The following is a 14,566-nucleotide window of genomic DNA, read 5'->3' as shown; positions in this document are numbered from 1 at the left end:
CTAATGGGTGCTTTCAAAAATTTTGTCTGCCGAAGCAGCCACAAAGCCCTGATAGAGATCACCATTGGGCAACACATACCGCTTAGCAAACTCGTAAAAGCCACCTGGGATGGTTTGCGTGCAATCAGAGAAAGCAACCGGCACACGATCCGCCATGGTAGAGGATTGCTCCAGATACACAGATGCATCACCTTTGACTTCCCCACCTGACTCGTTAATCGCAAAGCCATTGTCACGCAATGTGTTGTTCACCGATTGGCAATCATCATGTGCATTAAGCTGATTTACACTCACGGTAAAGTGGTTGGCGCCATAGCCGTGTGCAGCGACCCAAGACGCATATTCACTCTCTTCGGCAAGCGTTTGATAGGTTGCCCAATCAATATCCCATAGACGACCCTGATGGAGAAAATCGCTACCTGTGAGTGACGACTCATCGACCTGTGCCACCAGCTTCTCAACAATCGCCTGAAGCGCGGGCGAGCATTGCTCGACCATCAACTCACTGATAAAGACTTTCGGCATCAGAGGATCGGGGTGCTCAAAATGACAAGCATTGAGCTTTTTCGCTTCAAAGGTATAGTCACCTTTTTGCTGATACCCCAAGGCGAGAAATGGACGCGCAAGTACCTTTAGCCCAACCTTAGCCAAACCAAATGTCCGTAAGGCAATATGATCATTGATCAAAGGTTGCCCTTCCTCTAATAAGGCATGCACCTTATGTGCCGATGGGCACAGACGGTTGATGTAGTCCTGCCACAGTTTGTCGAATAACGCTTGGCCACTGTCCATGTTGCTCTCCTTAGTCCTGTTGAGTCGGTATACCGGGGGCGAACGTTTCGGGCAGTACCACCTGCTCCCCTTCCATTGACGCCATCGGATAGGCGCAATAGTCCGCTGCATAGTAAGCACTCGGGCGTAAGTTCCCTGAGGCACCCGGCCCACCAAATGGCGCATCACCGCTAGCGCCCGTCAATTGACGGTTGCGGTTAACAATCCCTGCACGAATATGGTCAAGGAAATATTGCCATTCACCATCGTCTTCACTGATAAGCCCGGCAGACAATCCATAACGGGTGTCATTGGCTTTGGTCACCGCATCGGCCATATCGTGATAACGCTGTACTTGTAGAAGCGGGCCAAAATACTCTTCATCCGGTAACTCTTGAATGCCGCTCACATCCAGAATGCCTGGTGAGATCACCGCATCATGTAGGTGCTCGCACTCAATCACGGGTTTTGCGCCGAGGTCGACCAACTTTTGCTGTGTGGCCAGAATACCCTCCGCCGCCGCGACCGAGATCTGCGCCCCCATAAACGGCGCCGGATCATCAAACTGACCGCCTACACGTACGGTTTTTGTCCACTGCGCCAGACGCGTCAAGATCTTGTCGCCCATTTCACCCTCAGGTAATAGCAAACGGCGCGCACAGGTACAGCGTTGACCCGCACTGAGATAAGCCGACTGAATAATGGTATAAACCGTCGCTTCTAGATCACCGAACTGGTTACTGACCACCAAGGGATTATTCCCCCCCATTTCCAGCGCCAGCATCTTATCAGGCTGACCGGCGAATTGGCGGTGGAGGATATGGCCAGTATTGGCGCTACCGGTAAATAGCAGTCCGTCGATGCCTCGGGCTTGTGCTAAAGCCTCGCCGGTATTACGGCCACCTTGTACCAGATTGATAAGGCCATGCGGCAGCCCCGCCTCTAACCAATACCCCAGTGTTTTTTCCGCGACCTTTGGCGTTAGCTCTGACGGTTTGAACACCACACTGTTGCCCGCCAATAGCGCGGGGACAATGTGGCCATTAGGAAGATGCCCCGGGAAGTTGTAGGGACCAAAGACTGCCATGACGCCAAGAGGACGGTGGCGCAACACAGCTTGCGTGCCATTGACATCTTTTTCGCGTGAGCCCGTTCTCTCGTGGTAGGCACGCACCGAGATCGCCACTTTGCCGATCATGGCCCCGACCTCGGTTTTTGTCTCCCAAAACGGCTTTCCCGTTTCTTCAGCAATGGTGCGTGCCAAATCGTCGGTGTTGGCCTTCACGACCTCAGCGAAACGCTCAACCAGCGCTTGGCGCTCGGCAAATTCAGTATTACGCCAAAGAAGAAAGGCTTCACGTGCGGCGCTAACCGCTTGTTCAACCTGGGGGCGCGTCGCTTCTTCACCTTGCCAAATACACTGACTATCAAAGGGATTTTGCGAGGTCATCACCTCGCCCTCGCCTTTAATCCATTCACCGTTAATCAGATGGCCTGCTGATTGCTTTGTCATCTTATCCCTCCATGGCAATCAAACGCAGCTGATCGCCTTCTTTTACATTCAATGCGTCTGCCACTGCTGGGCTGATCACCACCTGATTGGTTTCGTGATCCATCGCCGCTTTGGCTGCCGTCGCGCGGAAGCCGGAAAAGTCGGTGTTCGAAATCAAGAAATCTTGCGCGCTGCTGTGCTCTCGTAAGCTCGCGGTGGCTGTAAAGGAGTGTCGTACGGATTCGATATTGTGGCGCAAACACTCCACCGTTGGGCCAGCATCAAAGATGTCGACATAACCGCGACAAGAAAAGCCCTCTTTTTCCAACAAGCGCAGTGCTGGACGGGTATTTGGATGCACTTGCCCAATGACGGCACGTGCTTCTTCACTGAGTAAACTCACGTAAATGGGTAATTTTGGCATCAAGTCGGCAATAAAGCCCTTGGCTCCAATCCCGGTGAGGTAGTCAGCCAACGTGAAGTCAATGTTAAAGAAGTTATCCTTTAACCATTGCCAAAACGGCGAGTTGCCATCGTCATCCGACACGCCACGCATTTCTGCAAACACAACGTCAGCAAAACGCTCGGGGAATTGCGCCAACATTAAAAATCGGCACTTCGACAAAAGCTTGCCATTTAAGCCGCCACGAAACTCGGGGCGCATAAACAGGGTGCAAATCTCGGTCGCGCCCGTGTAGTTGTTACCAAAGGTCAACACTTCCACAATGTTGTGTACATTCAGTTTGCGCGATGAATGCACGACCTTGGTGAGATGATAACTGTAAAATGGATTATCGAGGCCAATCGCCGCTTCAATCCCAGTCGTCCCGGCAATTTCGCCGGTTTCTAAATCTTCAGCGACCATCAAATACCCTTCCGGGCCTGGTTCAGTCACCTTTTTGGCAAAGCTTTCCAGCGAATTATCAATTCGCCCTTGGAGCAAATCGGCATCCACCGGCAATGAGGTAAACCCATGGCCGGAGGCTTCCGCACACAACATCAGTGCATCAAAATCTGATGCACGGATAGGCCGAATAACTAACATCTCAAATCCCTCCGAGTGTGGTGAGGTCGCTTATCCTGCAACGACCTTCGCAATTGCGCGCTCTAGGCGTGCCATCCCTTCTTCAATATCGGCTTTGGTAATCACCAATGAGGGGGTAAAACGGACAACGTTGGGGCCAGCGACCAGCACCAATAAACCTTCTTCACCCGCGGCGACCAGAATATCTCGCGCATGGCCTTCCCAGTCTTTATTCAGCGCAGCGCCCAATAACAGGCCTTTACCACGGATTTCGCTGAACAGGCCATATTTTTCGTTAATCGCCTCTAAACCGTCACGGAACCATTGCTCGCGCTCAATGACCCCTTCTAGCACTTCAGGCTTGGTCACTTCATTGACCACCGCCTCTGCGACGGCACACGCCAATGGGTTGCCGCCATAGGTAGAGCCGTGAACGCCAGGTTTCATATGTGCTGCGAGACGTTCGGTGGTGAGCATGGCACCAATAGGGATCCCGCCGCCGAGTGATTTCGCTGTCGCCAGAATGTCCGGTTCGACCCCTGATTCTTGATAAGCGTAAAAGGTGCCGGTACGGCCATTGCCCGTTTGAACTTCATCGAAAATCAACAGGGCATTGTGCTTGTCACATAGCTCGCGCACTGCCTGCAAAAAGCCAGCTTCCGGGGGCACAATGCCGCCCTCGCCTTGCAATGGCTCCATCATCACCGCACAGGTGCGATCGGAAATATGGTCAGCCAACGCTGCAATATCGTTGTAAGGAAGGTGGGTGACATCGCCAGGCTTARGACCAAAACCGTCGGAATAGGCAGGCTGGCCGCCCACTGTCACGGTAAAGAAAGTACGGCCGTGAAACCCTTTGGTGAACGCAATGATTTCGCTTTTGTGCTCGCCGTGCTCTTCTTTTGCCCAGCGACGTGCCAGTTTCAGTGCGGCTTCGTTCGCCTCGGCGCCTGAGTTTGCGTAAAACACGCGGTCGGCGAAGGACAGTTCGGTGAGGCGTTTTGCGAGGCGCAACGCGGGCGCGTTGGTCATCACATTGCTCAAGTGCCACAGTTTTTGTGCTTGCTCGGTCAATGCATCTACCATCACCGGATGACAATGCCCCAAACAGCTCACCGCAATACCACCGGCAAAATCGATATACTCTCGACCTTCCTGATCCCAGATGCGTGACCCTTTGCCGTGATCTGGGATCATTGGCATTGGGTTGTAACATGGCACCATGACTTCGTCGAAGAGTTTACGTTCTACTTTGTGCTCCATTGTCATCACTCAATCCTTCTGTGTTTTATCTATGATGCATAGTATTTACATTATTTTAACCGCAGCAATAGCAGATTATGTTTTGTTTTCAGCAGGGTAACAAATCTCATGCAGTTTATGGCAATAGTTATGCATAAACTGTGAGCATAAAGAAGCGAAGAGCGAGCAAGGCTATGATGCCCAATAGGCAAGATTGAAGGGACAAAAACACTTAGCTGCATAAGGTTGCAGCCACTGATAAAGCAGTTAAAAATAGCGAAATGTAAAATTAGTGATCGTCATCTCGATTTTTTGCAATAATTACTGTAATGCGCGCATCACGCAGAGTCGGCGTCCTTTACCCAATGATCTTATCGGGCGTCGTCAGCCTGCTCGCAAGATTGTCGCAAAAAGTTCGCCAATATGGTGTGCCCGCCTTGGGTAAGAATACTTTCTGGGTGGAATTGAACCCCTTCCACCGCGAGTTGCTGGTGCTTTAAGCCCATAATGATCTCACGCCCATCCGCCTCAATGGTGGTAGCCGTGATCGTCAAACAAGCGGGTAAGCTGTGCTTTTCCACCAATAATGAATGATAACGGGTAACGGTAAGCGGGCTCGGTAAACCGGCAAACACCCCCTGCTCAGCATGATTGACGGGGGAGGTTTTACCATGCATCACGGTGTTCGCGCGTATCACCTTAGCACCAAATACTTGCGCCAGCGCTTGATAGCCCAAACACACCCCTAAAATGGGAATGGTACCGGCAAAATGCTTGATCACCGCCAATGAAATTCCGGCTTCATCGGGAGTACATGGCCCTGGTGAAATCACAATATGCGACGGCGCCATCGCTTCTATCTCCGCCAAACTGATTGCATCGTTGCGCTTGACGCAAACAGACACACCCAGCTCACAAAAATATTGATACAAGTTATAGGTGAAAGAATCGTAGTTATCGATGATAAGAAGCACTGTGCTCGGCCATGCGATTAAAAACCGGCATGATGCTAACACAGTGCTTATAAAGCGTCATCCTAGTGCGAGTAAGGGATTACTCGTATCAAAGCGCTTGGGTTAGCTGGCAACGAAAACCTGTGTATTTCACTGTCATTGGCTCCTCGGCAGGCGCGCTACCACAATAAACGGGGAACAGCCCCAAGGCTTTCACCGACACCGTGATACGATCGTCACGCTTTAAATCCAAGGATTGGACCAAAGGTGAGCGTTGATCAAATTCACGCACCGAGCGCCATTTCATCCACGCATGTGCCGGGCTTTTTTGCCCATTAAGCAGCGGTACAATGGGTAAAATGCTGCGATTGTTCACGGTCACAGAGACAGGCACCACAGGCTCTGGGTAGTCAAGCGAGATCAAAACAGGGTCGTGGTCAGAGGATGAAAACGCGTTGTTCGATTTCACCAAATCACCGGTATATTTGCGGCTATATTCGAACAAGGTGCTTTCGACCGAGTTAATGTGCCACTCTTCCACACCAACCACTTTGCTCGCCAAGCTGGCATTCGCAAGGGCATGATCCAAAGCGCCTAGCTCACCCGAGAACGAATACGAATAGGCTTTGTCCCCTAACCAGTCAGTGGCCAAATTGGTATACCCCAATCCGTACTCCACGGGTTGGCCGGTCGCATGCATCGGCACCCCACGAATTTCGGTGCCCGCGGCGGTGAGGATATCGCGTTGCCCCTCGGTACGCTGATAGTCCGTCAGCACTCGAACAGGATCTTCTTGCGCATACGCGTTCAAGTCTCCCAAGATCAATACATCGCCATCCACGGTGTTTAATCGGTCTCGTAATGCCACGGCCGCCGAGACGCGAAATTCATTACACCGTCCTTGTAGATCAGCGGTTTCGCTATCAAACTCGCCCGCGACCCAATCCTCATAACAGCCAGACCCTTTTGATTTAAAGTGATTCACCACCACACTCAGAGGTTGATCATTAATCATAAAACGTTGGAGTAAGCTATCACGCTGGTATTTATCGAGTGTCTTGGTTTCTCCGTCTGGGCTTTCGCCACTGATATGCTGCTCGGGCATAGGGATAGCCTGGGCATTGCCCGCTAATGCCACTGTCGCCGGACGATAAATCATGCCCACCATGATGGCATCAGAGCCAAAGTAAGCGCCTTGATTTTTCTCCGCCTCACTCGGTTCAACAAATTGGTAGTGATCACGGGGGTCAGCAAACTGGGCGTTGAGTTGAGTCACCAGATCATCAATGGCACTGCCCGCTGCAAAGCCGTTGTTTTCAATCTCCATCAACCCGACAATATCGGCATCCATCGCGGTCAACGCATTCACGATTTTCGAGCGTTGCAGCTCAAACTCCGCGGCGGTTTTCGCCCCGCGGTTACAACCTCGATTTGCATCGGCATCCGCCTGATCCTCGCAGGTCACATTGAGTGGTCCCCCCACGGCACTGGCGCTGGTAAAGTAGTTAAGCACATTAAAACTCGCGACCTTAATATCTGTGCCTGTTACTGTCTTTGGCGCCGCTTGACGGTCATTGCGATGCACAATGTCCCCGGCGGTAATCGTGTTAGTCGCCACCAAGCGATATTGGCCGTAGCTATAGCCAAGCACACCGCTTAACCGCTCGATACGATCGCCAATCCGCAAATAGCCTTGCTCAGCATCAAGGCCAGGGAAATAGGGGATCTCGCCATCTTTCGCTTTATTATCGGTCTCAATGTAGAGCTGATTTTGGGCATTTTTCTCTGCCAGCGCCTCAGCACCTGGTGTTAAAGCAGGATACAATTGTGTCGGTTTATACAAAGGCGCCTGATGCGTTAACACCATGTTGTTGCGGAACGCGTCGTAGTCAAAACCAAAGTTACGGGTGATCACCAATTCACTGTCAGCGTCCATGGTCACCTTCATGCCTTCATAGCGCTCCAGTGCCTGATAAAGGCTCTCCTCTGCCCCCACACGGATGGCAGTGGGTAGCACATCACCTTGGTAAGCCCCCTTTGCTACCTGTCCATCCGTGACACCTAGCTGAGTATGGCCATAATATTCTTTGACTTTACCGCTGGCGCAAAGCGTATCGCCGGGGGCCAAATCCAATTGTTGGGCATCGCGCAAATAGACAAACAAACCGTCTGATGTGGCAGGGTTGCCATCACCTTGAGGATCTTGAATCCAGACCCCTTTATATAAGCCTTGGGTGACCGCCGTCACCACGCCCTGAACGGCATACGTCTTGTCTGAGCTGTATTTACCATCAGGGACGAGCGGGCTCCGCGCGCCATCACCTTGAATGGCATGGATGGGGGTTGGGGTGGTTACCCCACATTGGTAGCTCTCGGTCAGTGGCGCTTTCGCCGCCGCGGGCAGTGCAATCCCCGCCATTACCAGCGCAAGCGGTGACCACATCATTGGCTTTTTCATACCTGTTCCTTCACGTAATTGAGTGTTTACTCTAAAATCGAGTGTATTATTCATGATAGGTACAAGATATGACGTGATATGAATCGCACCGGAATCAGCGATTATTGATGAAGTAATTAGAAGTGAGAAGCGCGTTCAGTATTGTTAAAAAAAAGCAGCGAGCTTTCACCCGCTGCTTTTGTGGCGTTTGAGTAGCCCGCTATACGCGAGGAACAAAACCTACCGCGTCATAGACTTTACGTAGTGTCTCCTGCGCCCGCGCTGAAGCGTGCTCAGCGCCCTTTTTCATCACGCTATCAAGCAATGCGCGATCGGCACGGTACTCATGATAACGCGCCTGTAACGGCTCAAGCATGGCAACCACGGCTTCTGCGGTGTCTTTTTTCAAGTGACCATACATCTTGCCTTCGTAAGCCTGCTCGAGCGCGTCAATCGACTCACCCGTGGCCCCTGACAGTAACCCAAGCAGATTAGACACCCCAGGTTTTTGCGCAATATCGAAACGTACGCGCGGTGGCTCTTCAGAGTCAGTGACCGCGCGTTTAATTTTTTTTGCGATCGCTTTTGGATCTTCCAACAAGCCAATCACATTGTTGCGATTATCGTCCGACTTCGACATTTTTTTGGTCGGGTCTTGCAGGCTCATGACCCGGGCATTGACGTCAGGCGTATAAGGCTCTGGGAGCACAAATACATCGCCATAACGGTTGTTAAAGCGAGTCGCCACATCACGCGCCAACTCCAGGTGTTGTTTTTGGTCATGGCCAACCGGAACCTGATTGGTTTGGTACAACAAGATGTCCGCCGCCATCAACACCGGATAGCCGAACAGTCCCGCATTGATGTTTTCAGCATGGCGTTGCGACTTGTCTTTAAACTGGGTCATCCGGTTTAACTCACCCATTTGGGTGTAGCAGTTAAGTACCCAGCTTAGTTGCGCGTGTTCAGGCACGTGCGATTGCACAAACAGGTTACTTTTTTCTGGGCTCACCCCCACCGCCAAGCACAGCGCTAGGGCATCAAGCGTGGCTTCGCGCAACGCGTCGGCATCCTGATGAACGGTAATCGCATGCAAATCCACCACGCAATATTGGCAGTCATAATCATCTTGCATCTGTTCCCACTGACGCAACGCACCCAGATAGTTACCAATACTTAGCTCGCCAGAGGGCTGCACACCACTCAATACAATGGGTTTTGAAGATTGACTCATGATGATTTGATTCCTTTACATATTGCCCGTGGGGGCGGTCTTATTGACTTATTAAACGCGTTATACGGGGTGGTTGGCAACCACAGAAACTAACTCACTAAAGTTGTCCAAGATATAGGTAGGTCGGCTGTCACTGATCGGCTCACCATAGTTGTAGCCATAAGTCAGCCCCACAGAAGCTAAACCCGCATTGTGTGCCGCCAAGATATCATTTTTTGAATCGCCGACCATCAACATCTGGGCATTGGTTAACCCGTGCTTGTCGCGCAACAGGTGTAGGCCTTCAGGATCGGGCTTACTGGTCGACAAACTGTCGCCGCCAATCACATCGGTAAATAATTCGGCTAGGCCTAAATCCGCTAAAATCGCCGGCACAAAGGCGTAAGGCTTATTGGTGACCACTCCCAGTTGATAGCCTTGCTGGTGTAATTGATTCAAGGTGTCTACCACCCCAGGGTACAGTACCGTCTTTTCGTGCCCATTGTTTTCATAATGGAAATTGAAGCGCTCTCGGGCCTGTGCCACCAGCGAAGGGTCTAAATCGGGGTCGTGCGCGTGGGCACGCGACAAGGCGCGACGGATCATGATATCGGCACCGTTGCCAATCCAGCCGGTCACCTCGGCCACGCTCACCGTGGGTCTGTCCAAGTCTGCCAGCATCATCTGTAACGCTTGGGTCAAATCTGGCACGCTATCTACCAAGGTGCCATCTAAATCAAATGCAATATAACGCAGGCTCATACTACTTCGTTACCTTTCTACTTTTGCGAGTTCAGCACGCATTTCATCAATGGCTGCTTTGTAATCAGGCTGCCCAAAAATGGCGGAGCCCGCGACAAACATATCCGCGCCGGCCGCCGCAACGTCAGCAATATTGTTGGCTTTTACCCCGCCGTCGATTTCAAGGCGAATATCTCGACCACTGGAATCAATACGCTCACGCACTGCCCGCAGTTTATCGAGCGTAGTAGGGATAAATGACTGACCACCGAACCCTGGGTTGACCGACATCAGCAAGATCATATCCAACTTATCCATCACATAATCAAGATGGTGTAATGGGGTCGCTGGGTTAAAGACCAGGCCCGCCTTCATGTCATGCTCTTTGATCAGTTGTAACGTGCGATCGATATGCTCGCTGGCCTCGGCATGAAACGTCACCATACTCGCACCGGCTTTAGCAAAATCAGGAATAATCCGATCAACCGGCTTAACCATTAAGTGGACGTCTATCGGGGCGGTAATGCCATAGTCTCGCAACGCCTGACAAACAGGCGCACCAAAGGTTAAGTTAGGCACATAGTGATTGTCCATCACATCGAAGTGAACCACATCCGCACCCGCGGCGAGCACGTTTTCCACTTCTTCACCTAGTCGCGCAAAATCGGCAGATAAAATCGATGGCGCAATCAAAAAATCCTTCATAGTGCGGTCGCCTCAATTACCAAAAAGTTGCCGCAATTCTACCCGATCTTAGCCATGAAGTCTTACCCGTTCGCGGTTTTATCATCGCTAACACTGACAAGTCTTGGGGGCTTGACTAGAGTAAATAAAGGCGCCAAAAAAGGAGGCAGCATGGACAATAAACCTAGACTTTTTGACGTAATGAAGAGCGTCATCGCAGCATTATTTGGCGTCCAATCGCAACAAAATCGCGAAAGAGATTTTGGCCATGATTCGCCGGCGGCGTATATCATCACCGGTGTGGTCATGATCGGTGTATTTATCGCCGTCTTGCTAGCACTAGTCAGCCTCGTGACCTAATGTCGGCAAGCGACAACACCCGCCAGAGCGCTTATGGGGTCGAGGATTGCGGTGCGAACAATGCCAGTAATTCGTCCACTTTATTGCGACCTTGGCCATTACGGCTGATGGTACGTTTCACTTTCACCACATTAAATGACGCGCCGCGGTATAAGCGGCGGGTGTACGGTGTGTCATGATTGGAAATAAGAACCGGGATCCCCTGACTCACAGAAGCTTGCTCGGCATGCTCGGCCAACAAGGCTTGATCATCGAGCGTGAAGCCATTGGTGGCATAAGTGGTAAAGTTTGCCGTCGCGGTTAACGGTGCGTAGGGAGGATCACAGTAAATCACATCGCCTTTGCTCGCTCGGGCAAAGCTTTCTGCATACCCCTCACAAACAAACTCTGCCCGTTGCGCTTTTTCAGCAAAAATCGCCAGCTCTTTTTCTGGAAAGTAAGGTTTTTTATAAGATCCAAACGGCACATTAAAGCCGCCTTTTTTGTTATAACGGCACAAACCATTGAAACCGTGGCGATTCATGTAGAGAAAAAACAACGAGCGCAGGTAGGGATCCGTGGTGAGATTAAACTCACGGCGCACATCCAAATAGCGCTCTTTTTGGTTATATTCTTGGCAAAAAAACGCGCGCGCATCCGTCACAAACCGCGAGGGCGTTTGCTTTATAATGTTGTACAAATTGATCAGATCAGGGTTGATGTCCGCTAAGATATAGTGGTCATAATCGGTATTGAGAAACACCGAACCGGCACCGACAAAAGGCTCTATCAGTGTGTTCCCCTCGGGAAGATGACGGCGAATATCATCGACCAGTGAGTATTTACCACCTGCCCACTTTAGAAACGCACGATGCTTTCTCATTGCCCCTAGTCTATCTCTGCGGTCTGAAAAGGGGCGGATTGTACCCTATTTTGCTTCATCAATCAGCGGATTTTACTGGCCATTCGCTCGGTTAATTTCGCGGTGGATCTGACTAAATGATTTCACAAAAGGCTGCAACGCACGAACATTATCCGCCAAGTTGAGCTCAGCACGACGTGCCTCGGTCACACTGGCATAATCACCCAGCAAGACCATGTACCAGGTCGCGTTGTTTCGCTGTGTTTGATACACCTGTACGCGATCAGCCAATTGATAGTTTTCAATAAGCGCCACCGCGTCGGCGCGTGACTGTAACGCAGCCAGTTGCAGCGCATAGCGTTGTGCTGAGACATTGAGCAGTGCTTGTGGGACGATCGGCAGTGCTCCTTGCTCACGGGCGTCTTGCTCACCATTAGCCGATGTGGATGCCTGGTCCTCACTCGCTGTTTGTTCGTCTTGAACAGTATCGCTCGTTGACGCTTGCGGAGCGGCTGGTGCGGGCACCGCCTCACTGATTTCGCTAGCTAATGGCTCATCCACCGCGTCGGTGCCGTCCCCGCCAGCATCTTGCTCATCAATAATGGCATCGACCACATCATCCGGTACCACGACTCGCTGCCCTTCATCACTGCGCCCAACAGTCAGCCCTTCACCATTAATATCGTCTGGTAGGGTCGCCTGATCTTCCGTTACCGCACCATTATCGGCTGATGGCGACGTCATCGTCTCGCTCCCCGCATCCGCGTTAGACGCACTAGGTTGTGTGCCTGTTTGGGTCGCGGTTTGCGGATCAGTGATCGCTTGCTCCTCTTGTTCACTGAGCAAATCATCTAAATTCTTGAGCCCTTCAGGAAGCACCGCCTCTGACGCAGCGTCACCTTGCTGGCTTGGAAATACCCACCAAATCACCCCCGCGCCGACGATCATCAATACCACCGCAAGGAGCAGCATTAAGAAGGGTTTGTTGTTTTTAGCGGGCTTTTTCTTATCTTTACTCACAGCGCCTGTCTCCTGATTGTCCTTTCCCATAATGGTGCCGGGGTAAACGGTTTGATTGGCAAGTTTGGCTAACCACTGTTTCTTTTTCTCGCCACCGATGCGCTGGGTGACCGCCAGCACATCAATAAACATCTCAGCTTCTCCCTCGTTGAGGGGAGAGATTTCGAGCTCCAGGGGTTTTTGCTCGTGCCCGTAAGACACCTGGCCTAGCCACTTGTTCAACTTTCCAGGTAGCGAGAAAAGCACCACATTGATACGCCAATTGGCTTGGTGCTGGGCGTGTTGTACCAAGGCCCACAACTCTGACAACAAGCCGGGGGTCAAACGATGCGCATCATCAATCACCAATAAGGCATCACACCCACCACCATCGAGCATCATGGTGAGACTATCAATGAGCGGGTCGGCTTCGTTAAACACCCCATCTTTAACAATTTGCCGCAGCAAGATAGCGCGGCGCTGTGCATCGCTCTGGGCGGTGTGGCACGCCAATAATGCATGAACATGGGCATCTGCCCACTGCTCCATATAGCGCTCACTGAGCCAGGTTTTACCCGCCCCCTCAGGCCCAGTCACTTGGATCAAGTTGGCACTAAAGCGGGTAATAAATTGCAGTCGAGAAAGGAGCTGGGTTTGGCTTTCCAGATCCAAGGTTAAGGTATCAAAAGTGTCTGTCATGCATTCAATGGTTAACCGGCATCAATCACATCAGCAATACACTGATGGGGCACATCTGCAACCACTTGAGCCTGGCCTATCGCTGTCGGCAAAACCAGGCGCAACTGTCCTGAAAGCACTTTTTTATCACGCATCATGTGCTTAATAAAAGCATCGTAGTTCATCTCACTGGGTGCCTGTATGGGAAGATCAGCACTTTCCAGCAAGGCAGTGATGCGTGACACAGTTTTTGGCTCAATCAGACCGTGTTGCTGTGCCGTTTTAGCCGCCAACACCGTCCCTGCTGAGACCGCTTCACCGTGCAGCCAGTTGCCGTATCCCATTTCTGCCTCAATGGCATGGCCAAACGTATGACCCAAGTTTAAGAGTGCACGGACACCCGCCTCGGTTTCATCTTGTGCGACCACATCGGCTTTTATCTGGCAACAGCGGCGAATCGCATAACGTAGCGCATCCGGCGAGAGCGCTGTCAGTGCAGCCATTTCGCTATCGAGCCAAGCAAAGAAAGGCGCGTCGGCAATAATGCCATACTTAATCACTTCGGCCATGCCCGCGGCAAATTCACGACGCGGTAAAGAGCTAAGCACCTGCGTATCAATCACGACCGCTTGAGGCTGATAGAAAGCCCCAATCATGTTTTTACCCAGTGGATGATTAATGGCGGTTTTGCCACCAACCGACGAGTCCWCCTGCGCCAGTAATGTGGTGGGCACTTGGATAAAGTCTACCCCGCGCTGATAACAGGCGCTGGCAAAGCCAACGATGTCACCAATCACACCGCCACCCAGTGCAACGAGTACCACATCACGGTTGTAATTGTTTTCTAATAGGAAGGTGTTAATGGTGTTAAATGTCTCTAAAGACTTGTAAGCCTCACCATCGGGTAGGCTCAAGCGAGCGACATCCGCCGCGCCTGCCTGTTTTAAGGTTGAGACCAGTGCGTCGCCGTATAACGGCATCACTGTCTCGTTGCTGATGACAGCAACCCGACGCGAATGGACGCTCCCAAATAGGCTAGCATCAGCTAACAGCCCTTCACCGATCGAGATAGGGTAGCTACGTGCCCCTAGGTTAACGTCTATCCGTTCCATGGTCGGGTCCTGTGTTTGG

The 14,566-nt window shown here is 51.5% G+C and carries 13 protein-coding genes; 1 reads left to right on the top strand and 12 read right to left on the bottom strand.

Annotation, left to right across the window (positions count from 1 at the left end):
• From BZG23_RS10085 to rpe, 9 genes are all read right to left on the bottom strand, one after another.
• Positions 1 to 792, bottom strand: a complete 792-nt coding sequence (locus BZG23_RS10085; protein ID WP_077606854.1) for a DUF1338 domain-containing protein — start codon at positions 790 to 792, stop codon at positions 1 to 3.
• Positions 793 to 802: 10 nt separating this feature from the next.
• The gene (astD, locus tag BZG23_RS10080; RefSeq protein WP_077606853.1) at positions 803 to 2,284 is read right to left on the bottom strand and encodes a succinylglutamate-semialdehyde dehydrogenase; all 1,482 of its coding nucleotides are present in this window, start codon (positions 2,282 to 2,284) and stop codon (positions 803 to 805) included.
• 1 nt (position 2,285) lies between these two features.
• Positions 2,286 to 3,308 (bottom strand): arginine N-succinyltransferase, encoded by a 1,023-nt coding sequence (astA, locus tag BZG23_RS10075; RefSeq protein ID WP_077606852.1) that lies wholly within the window; start codon positions 3,306 to 3,308, stop codon positions 2,286 to 2,288.
• Positions 3,309 to 3,338: 30 nt separating this feature from the next.
• Positions 3,339 to 4,556, bottom strand: coding sequence for an aspartate aminotransferase family protein (locus BZG23_RS10070; RefSeq protein ID WP_077606851.1), 1,218 nt, complete (start codon positions 4,554 to 4,556; stop codon positions 3,339 to 3,341).
• 344 nt (positions 4,557 to 4,900) lie between these two features.
• Positions 4,901 to 5,503 carry an anthranilate synthase component II gene (locus tag BZG23_RS10065; RefSeq protein WP_077606850.1) on the bottom strand — a complete coding sequence of 201 codons (603 nt, stop codon included), beginning with the start codon at positions 5,501 to 5,503 and terminating at the stop codon, positions 4,901 to 4,903.
• An 88-nt stretch (positions 5,504 to 5,591) separates the two neighbouring features.
• Positions 5,592 to 7,940, bottom strand: coding sequence for an ExeM/NucH family extracellular endonuclease (locus tag BZG23_RS10060; protein ID WP_077606849.1), 2,349 nt, complete (start codon positions 7,938 to 7,940; stop codon positions 5,592 to 5,594).
• A 199-nt stretch (positions 7,941 to 8,139) separates the two neighbouring features.
• Positions 8,140 to 9,153: a tryptophan--tRNA ligase gene (gene trpS, locus BZG23_RS10055; protein WP_198532139.1), complete on the bottom strand. Its 1,014-nt coding sequence runs from the start codon at positions 9,151 to 9,153 to the stop codon at positions 8,140 to 8,142.
• Positions 9,154 to 9,213: 60 nt separating this feature from the next.
• Positions 9,214 to 9,894, bottom strand: a complete 681-nt coding sequence (locus tag BZG23_RS10050) for a phosphoglycolate phosphatase (protein ID WP_077606847.1) — start codon at positions 9,892 to 9,894, stop codon at positions 9,214 to 9,216.
• A gap of 9 nt (positions 9,895 to 9,903) precedes the next feature.
• Positions 9,904 to 10,578 (bottom strand): ribulose-phosphate 3-epimerase, encoded by a 675-nt coding sequence (gene rpe / locus BZG23_RS10045; RefSeq protein WP_077606846.1) that lies wholly within the window; start codon positions 10,576 to 10,578, stop codon positions 9,904 to 9,906.
• A gap of 150 nt (positions 10,579 to 10,728) precedes the next feature.
• On the opposite strand from rpe, the gene BZG23_RS10040 reads away from it, so the two are divergent.
• Positions 10,729 to 10,917, top strand: a complete 189-nt coding sequence (locus BZG23_RS10040) for a DUF2970 domain-containing protein (RefSeq protein ID WP_077606845.1) — start codon at positions 10,729 to 10,731, stop codon at positions 10,915 to 10,917.
• Between the two features lie 31 nt (positions 10,918 to 10,948).
• Here the strand turns inward: BZG23_RS10040 and dam are convergent, their stop codons facing one another.
• The 3 genes from dam to aroB all read right to left on the bottom strand — a co-directional run bounded on the left by dam (position 10,949) and on the right by aroB (position 14,547).
• On the bottom strand, positions 10,949 to 11,779 hold the full coding sequence (dam, locus tag BZG23_RS10035) for an adenine-specific DNA-methyltransferase (protein WP_077606844.1): 831 nt from the start codon (positions 11,777 to 11,779) through the stop codon (positions 10,949 to 10,951).
• 72 nt (positions 11,780 to 11,851) lie between these two features.
• Positions 11,852 to 13,456 (bottom strand): AAA family ATPase, encoded by a 1,605-nt coding sequence (locus BZG23_RS10030; protein ID WP_077606843.1) that lies wholly within the window; start codon positions 13,454 to 13,456, stop codon positions 11,852 to 11,854.
• Positions 13,457 to 13,467: 11 nt separating this feature from the next.
• On the bottom strand, positions 13,468 to 14,547 hold the full coding sequence (aroB, locus tag BZG23_RS10025) for a 3-dehydroquinate synthase (protein ID WP_077606842.1): 1,080 nt from the start codon (positions 14,545 to 14,547) through the stop codon (positions 13,468 to 13,470).
• Between the last annotated feature and the right edge of the window lie 19 nt (positions 14,548 to 14,566).

The organism is Salinivibrio sp. ML290, from assembly GCF_001995695.1.
GTDB lineage: Bacteria > Pseudomonadota > Gammaproteobacteria > Enterobacterales > Vibrionaceae > Salinivibrio > Salinivibrio siamensis.
Note: the sequence above shows the minus strand (reverse complement) of the source record. Positions and strands in the feature narration are given on the sequence as shown.

Coding starts and splice junctions, on each gene's coding strand:
- dam (WP_077606844.1), bottom strand. CDS start 11,779: ATGAGAAAGCATCGTGCGTTTCTAAAGTGGGCAGGTGGTAAATACTCA.
- rpe (WP_077606846.1), bottom strand. CDS start 10,578: ATGAAGGATTTTTTGATTGCGCCATCGATTTTATCTGCCGATTTTGCG.
- astA (WP_077606852.1), bottom strand. CDS start 3,308: ATGTTAGTTATTCGGCCTATCCGTGCATCAGATTTTGATGCACTGATG.
- trpS (WP_198532139.1), bottom strand. CDS start 9,153: ATGAGTCAATCTTCAAAACCCATTGTATTGAGTGGTGTGCAGCCCTCT.
- astD (WP_077606853.1), bottom strand. CDS start 2,284: ATGACAAAGCAATCAGCAGGCCATCTGATTAACGGTGAATGGATTAAA.
- BZG23_RS10040 (WP_077606845.1), top strand. CDS start 10,729: ATGGACAATAAACCTAGACTTTTTGACGTAATGAAGAGCGTCATCGCA.
- BZG23_RS10030 (WP_077606843.1), bottom strand. CDS start 13,456: ATGACAGACACTTTTGATACCTTAACCTTGGATCTGGAAAGCCAAACC.
- BZG23_RS10085 (WP_077606854.1), bottom strand. CDS start 792: ATGGACAGTGGCCAAGCGTTATTCGACAAACTGTGGCAGGACTACATC.
- BZG23_RS10060 (WP_077606849.1), bottom strand. CDS start 7,940: ATGAAAAAGCCAATGATGTGGTCACCGCTTGCGCTGGTAATGGCGGGG.
- BZG23_RS10050 (WP_077606847.1), bottom strand. CDS start 9,894: ATGAGCCTGCGTTATATTGCATTTGATTTAGATGGCACCTTGGTAGAT.